General features: G+C 68.0%; 20 protein-coding genes. 3 read left to right on the top strand and 17 right to left on the bottom strand.

Annotation, left to right across the window (positions count from 1 at the left end; genetic code table 11):
- Window positions 1–54: 54 nt before the first annotated feature.
- Window positions 55–1,032 (bottom strand): DNA-processing protein DprA, encoded by a 978-nt coding sequence (gene dprA / locus QRY02_RS31715; RefSeq protein WP_285986485.1) that lies wholly within the window; start codon window positions 1,030–1,032, stop codon window positions 55–57.
- 41 nt (window positions 1,033–1,073) lie between these two features.
- Window positions 1,074–1,472, bottom strand: a complete 399-nt coding sequence (locus QRY02_RS31710; RefSeq protein WP_285986484.1) for a DUF7715 family protein — start codon at window positions 1,470–1,472, stop codon at window positions 1,074–1,076.
- A gap of 616 nt (window positions 1,473–2,088) precedes the next feature.
- On the opposite strand from QRY02_RS31710, the gene QRY02_RS31705 reads away from it, so the two are divergent.
- A complete protein-coding gene (locus QRY02_RS31705) occupies window positions 2,089–2,613 on the top strand; it encodes a hypothetical protein (RefSeq protein WP_285986483.1) in 525 nt (174 codons plus the stop codon).
- 145 nt (window positions 2,614–2,758) lie between these two features.
- Here QRY02_RS31705 and QRY02_RS31700 read toward each other — a convergent pair whose 3' ends face one another.
- The 14 genes from QRY02_RS31700 to QRY02_RS31635 form a co-directional block, all read right to left on the bottom strand.
- Complete coding sequence (locus tag QRY02_RS31700) at window positions 2,759–2,983, bottom strand: helix-turn-helix domain-containing protein (protein WP_285986482.1); 225 nt, start codon at window positions 2,981–2,983, stop codon at window positions 2,759–2,761.
- 19 nt (window positions 2,984–3,002) lie between these two features.
- Window positions 3,003–3,299 carry a hypothetical protein gene (locus QRY02_RS31695; protein WP_285986481.1) on the bottom strand — a complete coding sequence of 99 codons (297 nt, stop codon included), beginning with the start codon at window positions 3,297–3,299 and terminating at the stop codon, window positions 3,003–3,005.
- Window positions 3,300–3,710: a hypothetical protein gene (locus tag QRY02_RS31690; protein WP_285986480.1), complete on the bottom strand. Its 411-nt coding sequence runs from the start codon at window positions 3,708–3,710 to the stop codon at window positions 3,300–3,302.
- 23 nt (window positions 3,711–3,733) lie between these two features.
- Window positions 3,734–4,165: a hypothetical protein gene (locus QRY02_RS31685; protein ID WP_285986479.1), complete on the bottom strand. Its 432-nt coding sequence runs from the start codon at window positions 4,163–4,165 to the stop codon at window positions 3,734–3,736.
- Window positions 4,166–4,169: 4 nt separating this feature from the next.
- Complete coding sequence (locus QRY02_RS31680) at window positions 4,170–4,940, bottom strand: Scr1 family TA system antitoxin-like transcriptional regulator (RefSeq protein WP_285986478.1); 771 nt, start codon at window positions 4,938–4,940, stop codon at window positions 4,170–4,172.
- Between the two features lie 184 nt (window positions 4,941–5,124).
- On the bottom strand, window positions 5,125–6,366 hold the full coding sequence (locus QRY02_RS31675; RefSeq protein WP_285986477.1) for a hypothetical protein: 1,242 nt from the start codon (window positions 6,364–6,366) through the stop codon (window positions 5,125–5,127).
- A 238-nt stretch (window positions 6,367–6,604) separates the two neighbouring features.
- Window positions 6,605–6,883, bottom strand: a complete 279-nt coding sequence (locus tag QRY02_RS31670) for a class I SAM-dependent methyltransferase (protein WP_285986476.1) — start codon at window positions 6,881–6,883, stop codon at window positions 6,605–6,607.
- 118 nt (window positions 6,884–7,001) lie between these two features.
- Entirely contained in the window at window positions 7,002–8,003 is a 1,002-nt protein-coding gene (locus tag QRY02_RS31665; RefSeq protein WP_285986475.1) for a S1 family peptidase, read from the bottom strand.
- A gap of 290 nt (window positions 8,004–8,293) precedes the next feature.
- Window positions 8,294–9,307, bottom strand: coding sequence for an SAM-dependent methyltransferase (locus QRY02_RS31660; RefSeq protein ID WP_285986474.1), 1,014 nt, complete (start codon window positions 9,305–9,307; stop codon window positions 8,294–8,296).
- Window positions 9,304–9,768 carry a helix-turn-helix domain-containing protein gene (locus QRY02_RS31655; protein ID WP_285986473.1) on the bottom strand — a complete coding sequence of 155 codons (465 nt, stop codon included), beginning with the start codon at window positions 9,766–9,768 and terminating at the stop codon, window positions 9,304–9,306. Before QRY02_RS31655 ends, QRY02_RS31660 begins: the two co-directional genes overlap by 4 nt.
- A 634-nt stretch (window positions 9,769–10,402) precedes the next feature.
- On the bottom strand, window positions 10,403–10,897 hold the full coding sequence (locus QRY02_RS31650; RefSeq protein ID WP_285986472.1) for a hypothetical protein: 495 nt from the start codon (window positions 10,895–10,897) through the stop codon (window positions 10,403–10,405).
- Window positions 10,898–11,227: 330 nt separating this feature from the next.
- Window positions 11,228–11,629, bottom strand: coding sequence for a hypothetical protein (locus QRY02_RS31645; RefSeq protein ID WP_285986471.1), 402 nt, complete (start codon window positions 11,627–11,629; stop codon window positions 11,228–11,230).
- Window positions 11,617–11,973 (bottom strand): hypothetical protein, encoded by a 357-nt coding sequence (locus QRY02_RS31640; protein WP_285986470.1) that lies wholly within the window; start codon window positions 11,971–11,973, stop codon window positions 11,617–11,619. Before QRY02_RS31640 ends, QRY02_RS31645 begins: the two co-directional genes overlap by 13 nt.
- Window positions 11,970–12,158, bottom strand: a complete 189-nt coding sequence (locus tag QRY02_RS31635) for a hypothetical protein (RefSeq protein WP_285986469.1) — start codon at window positions 12,156–12,158, stop codon at window positions 11,970–11,972. Before QRY02_RS31635 ends, QRY02_RS31640 begins: the two co-directional genes overlap by 4 nt.
- Window positions 12,159–12,319: 161 nt before the next feature.
- On the opposite strand from QRY02_RS31635, the gene QRY02_RS31630 reads away from it, so the two are divergent.
- Complete coding sequence (locus QRY02_RS31630) at window positions 12,320–13,438, top strand: helix-turn-helix domain-containing protein (RefSeq protein WP_285986468.1); 1,119 nt, start codon at window positions 12,320–12,322, stop codon at window positions 13,436–13,438.
- A gap of 236 nt (window positions 13,439–13,674) precedes the next feature.
- Here the strand turns inward: QRY02_RS31630 and QRY02_RS31625 are convergent, their stop codons facing one another.
- Entirely contained in the window at window positions 13,675–14,868 is a 1,194-nt protein-coding gene (locus QRY02_RS31625; RefSeq protein ID WP_285986467.1) for a helix-turn-helix domain-containing protein, read from the bottom strand.
- A gap of 88 nt (window positions 14,869–14,956) precedes the next feature.
- On the opposite strand from QRY02_RS31625, the gene QRY02_RS31620 reads away from it, so the two are divergent.
- Entirely contained in the window at window positions 14,957–15,664 is a 708-nt protein-coding gene (locus QRY02_RS31620) for an HAD family hydrolase (RefSeq protein WP_285986466.1), read from the top strand.
- The last annotated feature ends 17 nt before the right edge of the window (window positions 15,665–15,681 follow it).

Here is a 15,681-nt window from a genome sequence, read left to right as displayed (position 1 = left end):
CCTGCGCGATATCACCGGGCCTGCGCAAGGTGCGGGCCGCCGTCGGGGCGTGTGCTAGCGTCGATCGGCCTCGTCCAGCGGGGTCGCTGCCTCCGGTTCCGGATCCACCTCGCCCTCGGACTCCTCGATCACCGCGATGACGTCGTCGGCCGAGGTGACCAGACGGGCCGTCCCGTCTTGAATCAGCCGATGGCACCCGGCCGACGCGGCGGACGACAGCGGACCGGGGAGGGCGAGGACAGGTCGACCGAGCTTGTCGGCCAGGCGCGCGGCGTGCCGGGCACCACTGCGCTGGCCGGCCTCGACCACGACCGTCGCGCGGGTGAACGCGCTCAGAAGCCGGTGGCGTAGAAGAAACCGGTGCCGCGCGGGCGGCACGCCCGGCGGGTACTCGGAGACGACCGCGCCGGAGGCGGTGATCCGCTTGAGCAGGCCCACGTGTCCGGCCGGGTAGCCGTAGTCGATCCCGCATGCCAGGACGGCGACGGTGCAGGCTCGGCGATCGGCGGCCAGCGCTCCGCGGTGAGCGGCGCCGTCGATGCCGTAGGCGGCACCGCTCCACACCGTGACATTCCGAGACACCAGCGTGTAGGCGAACTCGGCGGCGTGGTGTTCGCCGTACTCGGTGGCGGCCCGTGCTCCCACGATCGCGACCGACCGTGCGGATGCCAGGTCGTCCAGCCGTGGCTCGCCCTGAACCCACAGGCCCAGAGGGAGCCCACCGAGGGTGGCGTCGTCGGCGGCCAGGGTGCTCAGGCCGCCGACGACGCCGGCCGGCCACTCGTCATCTTCGGGGATGACGAAGCGGGCGCCGAGCTCGGCGGCGGTGTGCAGGCCGGCGTCGGCGCGCATCCAGTCGACGTCGTGGCGCGATTCGGTGAGGACGCCGGAGGGTGCGGAGCCTTCGTAGACGTGGTGGGCTGCGTCGACGGGTCCGACGTCGGCGACGTAGCGGGCAATGACCGGGTTGGCGGGTTCGGCGGCGTGCTGGAGGAACGCGCGGGCACGCCGCACGTCGGTGGAACAGGACATCGAGACTCCTTCGGGTGAGCTGCTGGACAGGCGGCGGGCGTTCACGATTCTTTGGGGAAGCTCCGCACGCGGATCTCGTGGAGGCGGCGTTCGACGACGGTGCCCACCGGCCACATGGCAGCGAGCAGCAGCAGCTCCACCGCGGCATCGATGACACCGTTGCGCGTCTCGACGTTGTCTTTCCAGCCGAGCGCGAGGAGACCGGCGTGGAAACGACCGATGTACTCGGCGGCGGTCATGTCGCTTTCGACGACCTCGGCGGTGGTCGAGGTCTGCCGGCTGGAGATGCCGACGAAGCTGCGGGCACAGCCGCAGATGGGCGAGTCAGGGTCCTCGTGCGACAGGCTGGCCAGATCGACGATCTCGGGGCCGGGGATGCTGTTGGAGTCGTTGACCCGTTCGCCTTGGGTGCGATGGGTGGAGACGAAGTATTTCAACACGGTTTCCTCCTCGGTGGCCGCGGCCCGGGTGGGCGGTGGACGGGGCCTTGGCCAGCGGGCCCCGCGGGTCCGGGGCAAGCCGGCTGGAGGGTGACGGTCGTGTCCCTCGTGGACTGTGCGGCTTGCCCCGGACCGCGGGTCTGCTGCACTGCGCGGCAGCCACGCCCAGCCGTGGTCGCATGGTGGGGAGGACGATGTCGTCGAGCGCTGCGTTTCGCGCACGAGATGGCACTTAAAGTTATTACCAGAAAATCCGCCACAGTTGTGGCGAATAACTTGTTTCTGGTGCACTCTGGTCGTAGAAGGTGATCCACGGTGGTCCACAGGGAGCGACCACAATGGACCCTTCTGGGGACCTGCACCGCTTCGACCCCCCAGCGGTGGAAGGGTTCCCGGCTCGGGAGAGGGCACTGGGGAGGGCGCCTCTCCCGAGCCGAAAACTTAGACCGACGACGCACCAGTCGTTTTCGACGGGTGGTGAGGTTCCAGGCCGAGGTACGGTCCTGGATCGAGCGTCGGTTTCCTTGCGTGCGTCGACGATCCGCTGCCCTCGTACTCGGAGGAAATCCTCCTCAGAGCGGTCGTGGCGCGCGCCAGACTCGACGGGAGTCCTCTCATGACAACGAGTCTTCTGAACGCGAAGCGGATCGCCGCGTCGCTGCTGACGATCGCTGCTTTCGCGAGCGCGACGATGGCGGCTGCGGCGCCGGCTGACGCAGCCGACGCGCCGCCAGCCGCCGATGCCTTGTCCGATCAGCCGGACGTGGGCGCGCTGGGCGAGGGCAAGGCCAACTCGGGTACGCCGGCGGTCGCACCCGATGGCACCCTTGTCTGGCCCACATCGACCTCGCCGCATGCCCAGACGATGTTGGCCGCGACGGCGCAAGGCTGGATCGCGGTCACCGCGACCGCGGACGGGGCGCGCATCCGGTCACGGCCCGTTGACGGCCCGGTGCTGGGCACGATCGGTTACGGCGCGGGGTTCTGGGTGTCGTGCACGCGCGGGGCATCCGACGGGCACGCGTGGGGCTGGTCCTACCGCGGCGGCACCCACGGCTGGGTCCGCAGCGATCTATGGGAAGTCGAACAGCACACCGGCCCCGGCGGAGGCGGTACACCGCAGGTTCCGCGGTGCCCGTAACAGCGCGGCGGCGCCCGCTGGGTGCCGTGCGTGGGCGGGTCGGTCTGGCCGGTGCTCAGTCCTGGCCGGACCGACGTCCCGTCCTCGCTCGATCTGGCGGGCGGTGTGCCTTGGCACCTCGATCGCGGGCCGCCCACGGCCGGCATCACCGGTTGCCGAACCGGGCGATCCAGTCGCGGACGACGGGCTCGGGCACACCGAGACGCCCAGCGATCTGCGGCCACCGCACATAGCGAGCCCGCAGCTCCAAAACCTCCCACACCCGATACGGCGTCTGCTCCCCCCGCGGCAGCAGTAGCGGACAGTTCCGGGCCGTGGGCGGCCAGGGCAGCCAGTCCGGGTCGGGCACGCCGTCGGCTGCGGAACGCACGTGCACTGCTGTGATGTGCTCACCAATCGTCGGCCAGCCTCTGCCCCTTCTCGGCGACGTCGGCGAGTACTGACGCGCATTCGGGGTTGGCATTTTCTCTTGGTTCCTCTCTGAGCCGGCGTATCCCGGACACGAACAACGCGCCACCCCAGCCGATATCAGCGATCACCGCCACCCTCGTGGCGACGGCGCCGTAGACGGGGTTCCAGCGGGTGAAGACCATGGCGATGATCGGAATGACCAGCGCTGCGACGCACGGCACTGCGATGGCGTCGCCGAGGATGCGTCCCAGGCTGGAGGGTTGCGGGTACGGCATTCAACGCTCGGGCGGCAGGATGCCGAAGAACGCTGTGAGCAGGGCCGGATCACGCCCGAGAAAGTCCCGGACCTGATGCCACAGGTGCTCGGCGCGCACCCAGTCGTGATGCTCGTGCCGGGGGATGTCATCGTCGTCGCGTTGGGAAAGGTGTTCCTCGATGTAGGCGTCGAAGGACTGTCGGCCGTCGCCGGCGTCACGAGCGAGCAGGAAGATCGCCCAGTCCCGGTCGAGTTCTTCGTGTCCGGGTAGGTCGTGCAGCCACGTCAGCGAACGCTGCTGGCCGTCGCCGCCCTGTCGTTGCATCCGCAATGCCCACTCGCGACGGATGTGCCCGTCGCGCTCGAACGTCCCGAGGTGCCATGAGAGGCAACGGATACTGTACTGCTGGCCGAAGTCCAGGCCGAACATTTCGTAGCTGTGATCGTGGCAGCTCACCGGTTGGTCTCCGAAGGTGCCATTGCGCCGCAACACAAAGCATTGCGATTGCGACCTAGTTCCAGTATTGCCGCGGGATCGCCCGTGTCGATGAGATCGGATGCGACCTTCGTCGGGTACTGCCTGTGGTCCCACCGGCGGTAGAGATGGCTCAAGTCGGTCACACCTGACCGCAATCCGGCGTGGTCGTCACGAGTCAGCGCGAGATTGAGTATCCGCGCCCAGCCTGACTCGGCTAGTGCCCTGTCGCCGTCGTGTTCCGCACAGTCGACCGCCCGTGTCAGCAGTTCGATGATCGCTGCGGGTTCGTGGGTATCGATCAGTGCCTGCTCGCGTACTACGGCAAGGGCTGTGTGCCATGCCGGGTCGGTCAGCAGGGCGGGAACCGGCCGCGCAGTTTCGGGCACCACTATGCCTTCCGCGGTCATGACCTCACGCCCTGTCGACATGGTCGATTGCTTCCCGTTCCAGAGTCTTGAACGTCGACTGGTAGCTCTGTACCAGGCTTCGCTCACTGACGAAGATGACGTTGTCGTGGTGGCGGAACGCGACAGTGAAGCCCTTGCCGTGGGTCTCATAGATCGTGAAAGGCTCGATTCTTCCCACTCTGTCGGTGACCGGTACGAGCATGATCCTCAGCTGGGGTCGGTCTGCCATCGTATTGATCGCGTGTAGCTGTGACTCGGGTGCTGGCGCCAACGCTGCTTCGCTCAACAGCACAGTTCGTTGTCGAGGCTGCTTCCGGTCCAGCTGCCGCGCTTGTCGGAGGAAGAGTTCTACGTCGACATCGTCAGGCGGTGCCTGGTCACGCTGCAGAATCGCGCGGGCATACTCCGCGGTCTGCAACGGTTCCGGGACGGTATGTGGTGCCCACTCCCAGGCGCGGAAGGCGAGTTCATCGAGCTTCTGCTGCAGGCAGGTGGTGTCTGGGCTGAGGGTTTCGATGAAAGTCGGGGAGTCGAGCTGGTACCAGAGCCGCATGACGCGTTGGCGTTCAACTGGGCTGACGCGGAGAAATCCAAGCAGGTGCGCGACCTCCTCGATCGCCGGCGCCCGCCTACCGGTTTCCCAGTTTGACAAGGTCTGAGCCGACACGCCCAGCTTGTCCGCGAACTTGCGCAGGCCCAATCCGCGATCTGTTCTGACCGCGCGGAGAGAGCCGCTCAAGGCGAGCAGTGCCAGAAGTGATTTAGGTGTATTCATGCAGTTTCTCGTTCCAGGTGGCGGCGGTGCGTCAGGTGGAGGTTTCGCCGGCTCGTGTTGTTCCAGTGCGGCTGCGAGGGGCCGGTAGGAAGGTGATCTGAACGGTCACTGGAGCTGATGCAGGAGAGGACCGGTCATCGTGTGGAAGAAAGGTGCCACAAAGGACTCCTCGCGTCGTGGTGGGTCAGAGCTGGTCATGCAGCGCGATGGCGGCGGCGAGGTCGCCTGCTGCGCCAGGGCCGGCATGGTCAAGCCGGGTGATGAGGTTCTCGGTGAGGCGGCGGGTGATGGTGGTCTCGCTGAGGGCGTAGCGGGCGCGGGCGGCGGCCAGGTCGAGTCCGGTCCGGTAGCGCGGGGCCGCGGCGTTGCCCAGCAGGGTGTGCGCGCGGCCTATGGCCGACAGTGCGTTGGACGGCTGTCGGTCGGCGATGAGCGCGTCGGCGAGGTAGGTCAGTGCTCGCGCCGCCCCCAGGCGGTGTTTCGCGCGGATCAGCGCGCTGATCGAGGCGTCGAGGTAGCGGAGGGCGTCGGCGGTGTTGCCGAGGGCCAGGTGGGCTTGGCCGATGCGGCGGTGAGCCAGGGCGTGGCCGTGGTCGTCGACGACGCTGCGGTAGTGGCGAAGGGCGGTAGTGAGTTCCCGGAGCGCTTCCTCCGGGGCGCCGGTGGCGAGATGGACGCGGCCGCATTGAGAGTGGGCCAACGCGAGAATGCCCGGCTCGGCCGTGTCCCGGGCGAGGGCGGCGGCGTCGGCCGCGGCGCCGAGCGCGTCGGTGATGTCTCGGAGGTCGGCCAGGGCGGACGCTTCGCGGGCGCGGAACACCGCAGCGATCGGATGTCGGGTCTGGTGGGTGAGGGCGTGGCCGGTGTGCTGGGCGTGGGCGAGGTCGTCGTGGTGGTAGGTGGCGCGGGCCAGGTGCCAGATGGCTTCGGCCAGCTCGACGGCGACGTCGCTGCGCCCGTGATCCACAGCGGCGGTGAGGACGTTGCTCAGGACACGGTGTTCCCAGGTGTACCACAGCAGCGCACGGTGCCCGTCCACGTTGTCGTGGGGCACGGCCTCATGCGCGGCAGAGGCGCTGAACCGGAATGCTTCAGGGGCGATGAGCGGGACGGCGGCGCAGGCGGTGGCGGCGTACCAGTCGATCAGGCGGCTGTTCTGGCCGGATCGAGTCGGGTCGGTCACATAGGCGCGTTGGTGGGTGGCGTGCTGGCGGGCCCAGGGTGCAAGGGCGTACCGGTCGCCGGGCGGGAGCTGGTCGAGCTCGCGTGCGGCGTGCAGCCGCTGCAGCGCCGCGGCGGCATCCGGCTCGCTGATCTGGAGGGCAGCAGCGATCGGGGGCGCGGTGGTGTCGGGGCCAGGGTGGTCGGCGAGCAGTTCGTAGACCCGCTGGTACACGGCAGGAAGGTGTTCGTACTGGGTGCTCACGGGCGCCACCGAAGGACGGCGTGCCTCGGCGCGCACCATGGAGGAGGCGCGCAGCCGCGCGGGGATGCGAGGTGGGCCATCCGGCCGTCCAGATGAGCTCGCGACGGCCGGGTGCGGGCCCGGAATGAAGTTGTACCGTCGGCCAGAGAGCGATCATGACGGCGGCGTAGAGGCGCGTCCGCGCGCGCAGCCGTCCGAGGCTGCACCCACAGCAGGACGCACCAGAAAAGCCCGCTCATCACGCCGTGCCGAGGACGAGGAAGTAACGCAGCCCGTGATCGAGCATGGCCGCTGCGGCGCAGCGATCCCAGGTGGCGGCCGCGAGCGCCAGCTGAGTCAGCCGCGGGTGGTCGGCGAGGACATAGTCGCCAAAGAGGCGGTCGATGGTGGTGTTGAAGTGGCCGCCGAGCAGGTAATCGGCGACCGCGTCCCGGCGGGCACTTTCGATGTCGACGTCGCCGCGTTCGCGACTCTGCGCGCGTGAGTGAGCGGGTGTAGCTGCGGTTCGTGGTGGCATGTTTAGGTGCTTTCCAGGCTGGTCGGGCACTCCCACGGTGGCGGGCCGTCCGTTGGGCCCCGGGGTGAGCGCGGTATCGAATCTGCCGCGCCCACCCCCCGAACAGGTGTTGCGTGGGTCAGCCGACGGGTGTGGCCGGCGCGGTGTGGGTGGTGGCGTCTGGGGCGCCGGGCAGCAGCGTGCGGGTCTGCTGTGTGATCCACCACCGGTAGGTGCTGAAGTTGGTGTAAATTGCCGCGCTGCCGCAGAACTCGGCGATGGTGCGGGAGGCCGCGCCGAGCAGGTACCAGTCGCCGCCGTGGCGTTGCAGGAGCCCGGAGCCGGAGTCGCCGTTGCAGACGCCGCCACCGGTCGGCGGGACCCCGGCGCACAGTTCGCCGGTGCCGATGCCGCCGGGGGCGCACTTGGCCGCGCGCAGGAGCGGGACGTCGAGCTGGCTGAGCTGGGCCGGTGCGGGGCCGGTCCAGGCGGCCGGGTCGGTGGTGATGCCCCAGCCGATCGCCCGCGCGGGCTGCCACAGCCACGCGGGGGCTATCCGGGCCGGGCGGACGCCGTCGACGTGGCCGGCGAACCGGATGAGGGAGAGGTCCCAGAGCCTGCCGTCTTTATCGGCCTTGCCCCAGGCCCAGCCCGCCGGGACCACGATCTTGCTGCCGGCGCGGACAACGCCGCCCTGCAGCCGGTTGGGCGAGCCGAATCGCGCGTGGTAGATCGCTGGATCGCTGCGGTCGATGGTGGGGTCACGCAGGTCGGTCCGGAAGCTGGTGAAGATCTTTTTCTCGGCCGGGCTCATCCGCGCTTGCTCGGCGGGGCTGGGCGGGTTGCTCAGGCAGTGGCTGGCCGTGGCCGCCACCGCGGCCGGCTGGCCGGTTTCGTCGTACCCCTGCTCCAGGAGGGTGAGCCCGCACGAGTGCCAGTTGGGATCGTCGTGGTCAAGCAGCTGCAGGGATCCGGCGCCGGCGTAGGCAACGGGGGCGGGGTCGCCGCCGACAATCCGCGGCGATGCCGTGGCGGTGGACGGTGAGGGTGGGGGCGTACCGGTGTCGGCGGTCGCGGCGGAGATGCCGAACAGCATCGGCAGCAGGGCAAGCGCTGCTGCGGCTGTTGCTCTGAGACGCACGGGTGAAATGTCCCTTCTCGACAACGAATTCGGCGCAACTTGGGCGCGCCTGGTGTGGTGTGGGTGCCTGGCCGTGCTCGGGGGGGCCGTGAGCACGGCCAGGCACCGGTGGTCACCCACGATCGGGGAGGCCGGTTGCTTGACCTGTGATCACGGGCGAGTTGACCGGCTACCCCGGTAGCCGGTCGAATCCGGGCACCCGGTGTCCTCGCGCAGAATCTCGTTTCGTGCGAGGAGGCCGGCCCGGTTCCCTGACCGTCCGCGACATCGGGGCACGGACGGTCAGGAAGTCAGGAGGGTGGCGGCCGCCACGGAGGTTCCGGCAGGTCGCGGTCCGGTTCGGGTTTCTGGGTAAGGACCGCGGCGGTGAAGTTCCCGCACACCGGCGTGTCCGTGGGCGGCCCGTCGGGAAACCAGGCGAACGCGGGGCCGATCCCAGGCGGTAACAGGATGGTGCCGCGGATCATCGCTTCGATCTGGGCTTCGGTGGCGAGGCTTCCGGTACCGGGGCCACGGTGCTGTAGCGCAGCTTCGAACTCGAGGGCCTGGACGGCGAGGTCGGGATGCTCGGGCTGCAGCAGGTGCGTCATGGCCAGGAACGCATTGGCGGGCAGCCGGGCGAGATGATCTTGTACGACCCGCGCCGCTTCGGCGCGGCTGCCGCCGTGGAAGGACATCACCCCGCCCAGCAGGAGTGCCACGTGGTCATGATCGCGCGAGACCAGGCCGGGAGTTTCTCCGGCGGTGTTGTAGAGGGTGTTCCACATCGCGTGGGGATTCCAGGGATCGGCATCGACCACGTGGACGCCGTTGTTCTCGTCGGCGAGGGTGCGCAGGTGCGCCAGGACCAGGGGGTCGTGTTCGACGTATATCACGCTCGCGCGAGCGGTGTTCTGCTCCCGGGTTCGGTTGGTGGACTCGGTGCGGCGGACGACCGAGTGCAGGTCGTGTTCGTAGTCGATGTTGGGCAGTCCCGCGCCGGCGACCACGATGGTGCTGACGCCTTGCCGGGCCACGAGGTAGGCGGCTGCGCGATCCAGGAACGAGCGTTCGGATCGGAACACGAAGCCGGCGTCCGGTACTCGGGCTTCGAGCAGGAGCGCAGCGTCAAGTTCGTTGATGTGAGCAAATTTGACGCAGCGGGCATCGCGGTTGTCGCTGTTTTTGGCTTGGCGGAAGGCATCGAGAAGGAAGGCGAGGTTGATGCGGTCCGGATTCGTCCCGGCTGGTCTTTGCCACCACGGTTTCCCCGCGGTGGTGGTTTGGTGACTCGGGGTGGCGTGTGTCGTTTCTGTTGGCGTCATCGGTGTACCGGCGCTTCGGTGGACAGCAGGATGGTCAGGTGTGCGATGCTCAGGCGGCTGCGGTCTGCAAGCCTGGCGAGGTCGTCCGGGTTCAATCCGCGAAACGGTGGTTCTCCGGTGTGGAGCTGTTGTTGTGCCCAGCGGGCCGCGGGACGGAGCGCGTCGATCTGGGTGGCGGCGAGCGTGGTGAGATCCACGGCGAGGTCGGGATTCCAGCCGATGCGGCGCTCAGCTCGTGCTAGCAGGTCCGAGGGCCGGATCAGGTAGAGCCGGCTCGCGTCGCCGAGCTGGCGCAGGGACATCGAGCGGGTGGCTTCCTCCCACGTGATGAGTGTTCGCGCCTTCACCTGGTTGTTGCACCATGCGGCGAACGCAGCGCGGGACCAGCCGCGGTCTTCCCGCTGCTGCTGTAGTTCCGCGCCCACGGCGTGGGCGAGCTCGCCGGTTTCGGTGGTTGTCATCGGGTTCTTCCAAGGCTTCCTGGAGCGGGTGGATGGTCTGTGGGAAGTCGGGATCGCGAGTTGGCCAATGCCGTATCCGGGCCGTCGGCGTGCGGGAGTCGAGGTAGTCGTGCAGTGGCCGCGCGCGCACGGTGGTCCACCAATAGGTCTCGGGTCTCGCCCCGTCGGTCACTGGCATGGTGGATCCGCGCTAGCCGGAGAGTCGGCTACATGTCCTGGCGGGTCGGTACCCGCATCGTCCTCACGGCATCGAGGTCTCCCACAAGTCACCGCGGTTGAGGTGCCGCGGTAGCGGGGCCGACGGGACCGAGCGGCATCGACGGTGTCGCGCCGGGAATCCGCTGACGCGCACGCGGGTGCGAGCACGCCAGTGGAGTCGAATGTGGCGCCGTCGACGCGATGGATTCGCGGATCGTTGGTGGACGGCGACCGCAGAACGGTGGCGGTCGGCCGAGTGGCTGAGGACGCTGTCATGCGGCGGCCCCGCGTTTCCATCGGCGGTCATCCTTCGCGGCGGGATGGTGTCGCGGTCGGTTCGTCGTGCACGGCGTAGCTGGCAGCTTCTTCTGGCTGGCAGGTGGATTCCCACCTGGACCGGTGCCCCTGTGATCGGTGTGCACCCCGCTGCGGTCGGTCATGCGGATTCACCATCCGACCGTCCACCCTCGTCCTTGTTATCGATGGTGTCGTCGTGATCGTCGCCGAGCGGGTTGATCTCGGCGATGATCGACGGGGACAAGCTCGCCGCAAGTCGGTACAGCAGCGCGGTGACCTGCGCGCAATCCTCGGCGAACGCCTCGATTTCCATCGCCACCGAGTCCGCACCCGCTGAGCTTCCGGCAACTTGTTCGGCGAGGCCGAGGGTGGTCCGCAGCTCCTGGACCACTTCCGCTGCCACCTGCCGCGGGTCGTCGGTCGGCTGCTCGCGACGAGCGCAGGCGTGGATGACGACCTGTGCTCCAACTCCGATCAGGTCGTAGCCGAGCTTCCTGTAGGACGTCCAGTCATGATGGTCACGCTCGGCATAAGCGAGCCGTATCAACGCATTGGTGTAGGCATCGGTGATGAGGCCGAGCATCTTCATCGGCGGTGCGCCGGGGTGATCCAGCAATCGTTCGGAGTCTGTCATCAGTGTGTTCCGGTGACATGGTCAGCAAGGCGGCGAGGTGCGCAGTTGTACGGGCGAAGCCGATGACTGCCGGGCGGGTCCTGCTGATGTGAGTACGTTCGCGGAGTCGACTGTGACGAGATCGACGTGGCAGATTCGCGGATGGCCCCGTGGCAGCACGATTTTGCGGTTGAGGTGTCTTGCATGGTGATGACGTTCCAGATTCGGGGATGAACACGGTGGATGCGCCTCGACCGCCCGGAGGGTGGACGCCCGCGTTCGGTCGAGGCGCGCAGACCGGACGGGAGGGAGGTACGCACATCGCCTGTCCGGGCTGGGGTCTTGGAGGGCTCAGGTTCGAGGGACGGGCTCGTCGGGGTCCACTGGCGGATCAGCGTTCTTGCTCGTTGCCAGGCGGGCAGAAAGGTCGCGCAGTGCACGCGTGAGGCTCTCGTACATGGGAGCGACGTGTGTCGGTGCGATCAGGCGGGGGTCGTCCCAGCCCACAAGAAACGCGGTCAACCTCGCCTGCGCGTACTTCAACGCGCGCGCTTCGTCCGATGACGCATGAACTCGCCCCAGTGCGCAGCCGACGATCGCGGCAATCTCCTGCAGTTGCGTGCGTGCCTGTTCTTCGGACTCGGGATCGCGCCAGAGGACGTCCGGCAGCGACACCAGCGCCTGCCGTGCCTGGACGAGGGTGAGCTCTCGTCGCGCGCGTCGCCGCGCCCACGGCCACTTCACGGTGTCCACAGCCGCGGAGCCGAGCCGATCACGAGACGGGGCGCTTGCGGGTCGCTGGGCTCGGGAAGGTCGACGAGCTGGTGCAGGACGTCGAGGGCGTCGCCCTCACGTTCCCAGACCTTCCCGCCGGCTCGATCCGTACGCAGGGCGGCGGCGTCGGTCTCGCTCTTGATGCGGAGGGCGTCGACGAAGCCGTCCACATCCCACGCGAAGGCGCCCGTGATCTTCTCGAGGAGACCGTCGGTGTCAAACACTGGATGGAAGTCCCAGTGGCGTTTCAGCAAGGTGGTGAACGGCTCGCTGGCCGGTTCGTCCCAGAGGAACGCGAACGGGCTCTTGACGGGGATGGTCATCGGAGGCCGCGTCCGATGTCTTTGACCGGGCTACAGCGCGGAGAAGCGTTCCGGCTGGCGGTTGCACGCGCTCGCTTTCGGCTGACCGCCCATTGCTGGGCCAGACCAATGGCGAATGCGATGGCGAACAGGGCGGTGAAGGTGATTGGCAGCAGCGTCGCGAGCGATTCATAGTCAACTGTCATGGTGCGCTCCTCACATTCACTCGTGTGACGCGTTGTTGCCCCGACAAGTGGTCGCATGTCGAATAGACGCGTCGCATTCGCCTTTCCGGTAGCCTGGTAGCTACGGGGCGTGATGGGAACTGAATCGCCGTTCGCAACTGTTCGCAGCGGGACGGGAGATCGTGCACGAGCTGGGTGGACAACTGCGGGCGGCGCGTGAGGCCGCTGGGATCAGCCTGTCGAGGATGGCGGCGAAGACGCACTACAGCAAGACCTACATCTGGCAGCTGGAGAACGGTGAACGCACCGTCAAACCGGAACACGTCACCGCGTACTCGCGGGCGCTGAACGTGGCCGTGGACGCGCTGTACGGGCCGTCGCTGGACCCGCTGCGGCTGGCGCACCAGTGGCTGGTGTCCGACACGCCGGTGGCGGTGCACCGCGCCGCCGGCCGACGCGTCGGCGACAGCCTCGCCGAGGAACTCGAGCGCCGGGTCATCGAGCTTCGCCACCTGGACGACACCGTCGGCGGAGGCGATCTGAACCCGCTGGTCCAGCGCGAGCTGGCCGAGGCTGCTGACATCGTGAACGGTGGAAGCTACACCGATCAGGTCGGCCGACGGCTGCGCGTGGTGGTCGGCGAGCTCGCGCAGCTGGCCGGCTGGGTCGCCAGCGACGCCGGAGCGTACCTGCAGGCTGAACGCACGTACCTGGACGGTGTTTCCGCAGCTCGCGACGCCGGAGATGATGCGCTGGTCGGGCAGCTGTTCTCGTCGCTGGCGTACCAGATGGCCAACGTGGGCGATCCGGCCGACGCCCAGCTGCTCGCCAGGAGCGCGGTGACCGGCGCTCGGCAAGCCTCGCCGGTCGTCCGGACACTCCTGCTCGAGCGCCTGGCCTGGGCCAGTGCACGATCCCGCGACCAGGAGGCCACTCGCCGGGCGCTGGATGAGGTCGACACCGCCTACGCCCAGCGGACCGTCGATGTTCCCGAACCCGAATGGGTGTATTGGATGTCGCGGGACGAGATCGACGTCATGGCCGGCCGCTGCCTGATCGAGTTGGGGGATCCGGTCTCCGCGGCGCCGCTGCTCACGGCTGCGATCGACCGTTACGACCGCGCGCACGCCCGCGAGGTGGCGTTGTATCGGACGTGGCTGGCTGAGTCCTACGCCCGTGCGGGCGAACTGGACGCGGCACGTGCCGCCCTTGACGAGGCGAGAGCTGCCGCCGTGGACGTCAACTCCACGAGGCTTGCGCGCCGGATGGGTGAGGTCGAACTGATTACTCAGGGTCGATGAGCGTTCGCCGTGGTGCACCAGGATCGCCTCGTTCGTTGCTTGCGGATGCTGGGTGGCACCCGACGACCGGGACGCATCACGGTGAACGAGAAGTAGTGCACGCGGGAGTTCGCCCGTGACCTCGGAGGCGAGAGGACGATCAACCGGCCGCCGGGGTGCCAGAACTCGACGGTAGGACGATTACTTGCCGGTAACCCGAACTGTCAGCTCGGGTAGGTAGCTGGCGAGGGGTTGCCCTAATCTGGCAGGCCGACTCGGTTGGCGAGCTGGACGGCGCCGGCTGCCTCGGTCCGTCGCCCGCGTTTCATGACGGTACGGATCAGCGAATGGGCCGCGGGCCGAAAGCTGACGTCTTCCGGTGCGTCGGTTTCGGCGGTCGTCAAGAGGGCCAGGGTTTGGGCGAACTCGCGGCGTTGTGCGTAGCCCTTCGCCTGGTCGAGCAAGAATGCCACCCGTCGCTCGATCGAGAGCGATCGCTCATGGTCGATGTGGGCGGCCAGCCGCAAGCCCTCGACGGCTTCGCCGGACTCCACCTCGATTGAGACGGCGTACATGGCCACGTTGGTTGGCCCGAACGCGGTCCAGCAGACGTTGCGGTCGCCGACTCGCTCGGCAAGCGGCGTCGCCTGTCGGAGTCGCTCGCGGCCTGTCCAGGCATCCCCGGCCCGGACAGAGGCCACGGCAGCGAGGAGGAGAAGCGCACCGGACATCGCCGCAGCGTCGAGGTGGTCCGGGCCGAGCGCGGTCTGAAGTTCGGTGAGCGCCTTCATGGCTTCGTCTTCGGCGGCCTGGGCGTGGCCATCGGCGAGCATGACCTGGATGAGGTTCCAGCGGGCTCCGGCTAGCCGGAGCGGATCGTCCGCTTGTTCCGCGGACCGCTGTGCGCGGTCGGCAGCCAGGAGGGACAGATCTACGCGGCCGATGCGCTTCGTCACGGTCCGAACGAGGCCGTACAAGTCGGCGGCTACGGACTGCGCCTGGCGCCGATGTTTGCCCGAGGTGCCGCGGACCGTCGCATCGGTGGTTGCAATGAGCTCTGGCAAGTCGGTGGTCAATTCGCTGTAGCGGTGGCCGGACGTCTGCCAGGTGCTCCAGGCTTCGCAGACTTGGCGCCCGAGGTCACTAACAGGGGCTGGACCTGCTGTCGCCGGTGCAGTCATGGCGCGGTAAATCGCGTCCCCGGCAGCATTAGAGGCGCGCCGGGGCGCCGCAATTGGCTCGGCGCTCAGCAGGTCACCCGGCTTGACGCGCAGGACTTCGGCGAGCTGTGCGAGCACTGGAATCGTGGGCAGCTTCTGGCCGCGTTCGATCTGGTAGAGGTAGTCCGGCGTGATACCAGTGAGCCCGGCGACGACCGTCTTCGTCTGGTGGGCGGCCGTGCGGTAGAACCGCACCCGATCACCCACCATCCGCGCCAACTGGTCGCTCACGATCTTGTGCCGCCTCCCCGTCGGGCTTCTGACCAGCCCGAATGGTATCTCGCCGCACTCAATTCGTCACGGATGGCACACTCACGACATGACCACGCCTGACGCCGCACCTCGAACCTTGGTGCTGTGGGACATCGACCACACCCTCATCGAGACGAGGGGCGTCGGACGGGCCATCTACGACCGGGCGTTTCCCGCAGCTACCGGCCGGCCGTTGGCCAAGCTGGCGACCATCGCGGGCCGGACCGAGCTTGACATCATGGCCGAGTCGCTGAAGGTCAACGGGTTGGAAGCGACCGACCAGGCCGTCCAGAAGTTGGCCGATGCCCTGGTGCAGGGCTACGAGGACACCCGCGAAGAACTGGCCACCACTGGACGCGCTCTACCTGGCGCGCTGGAAACGCTCGCTCTGTTCGCTGCCGATCCCGCAATCCACCAGGCGATTCTCACCGGCAACCTGCGGGAGGTGGCGCGCATCAAACTGGACGTGTTCGACCTTGCGGGCTTTCTTGACTTCGACAGCAGCGCTTTTGGCGACGATCACGCTGAGCGCTCGGAGCTGGTACAGATTGCACGACAGCGAGCTGAGGCGCGGACTGGCGTACGGTTCGGCAACAAGCAGGTCGTGTTGGTCGGAGATACGCCGAATGACGTCAAGGCCGCGCTGGCCGGCGGCGTGCGAGTCGTCGGCGTGGCCACCGGTAAGACGAGTGAAGCCGGGTTGCGTCACGCTGGTGCGACTCGGACGGTGTCGACGCTGTCAGAACTTCCGGCTGTCATCTTCTCGGAGCTCTGAAGTCCGGCCAGTCGTGT

It is taken from the genome of Amycolatopsis sp. DG1A-15b, assembly GCF_030285645.1.
Taxonomy (GTDB): Bacteria; Actinomycetota; Actinomycetes; order Mycobacteriales; family Pseudonocardiaceae; genus Amycolatopsis.
The sequence above is the reverse complement of the archived record's forward strand: the minus strand, read 5'-3'. Positions and strand labels throughout refer to the sequence as shown.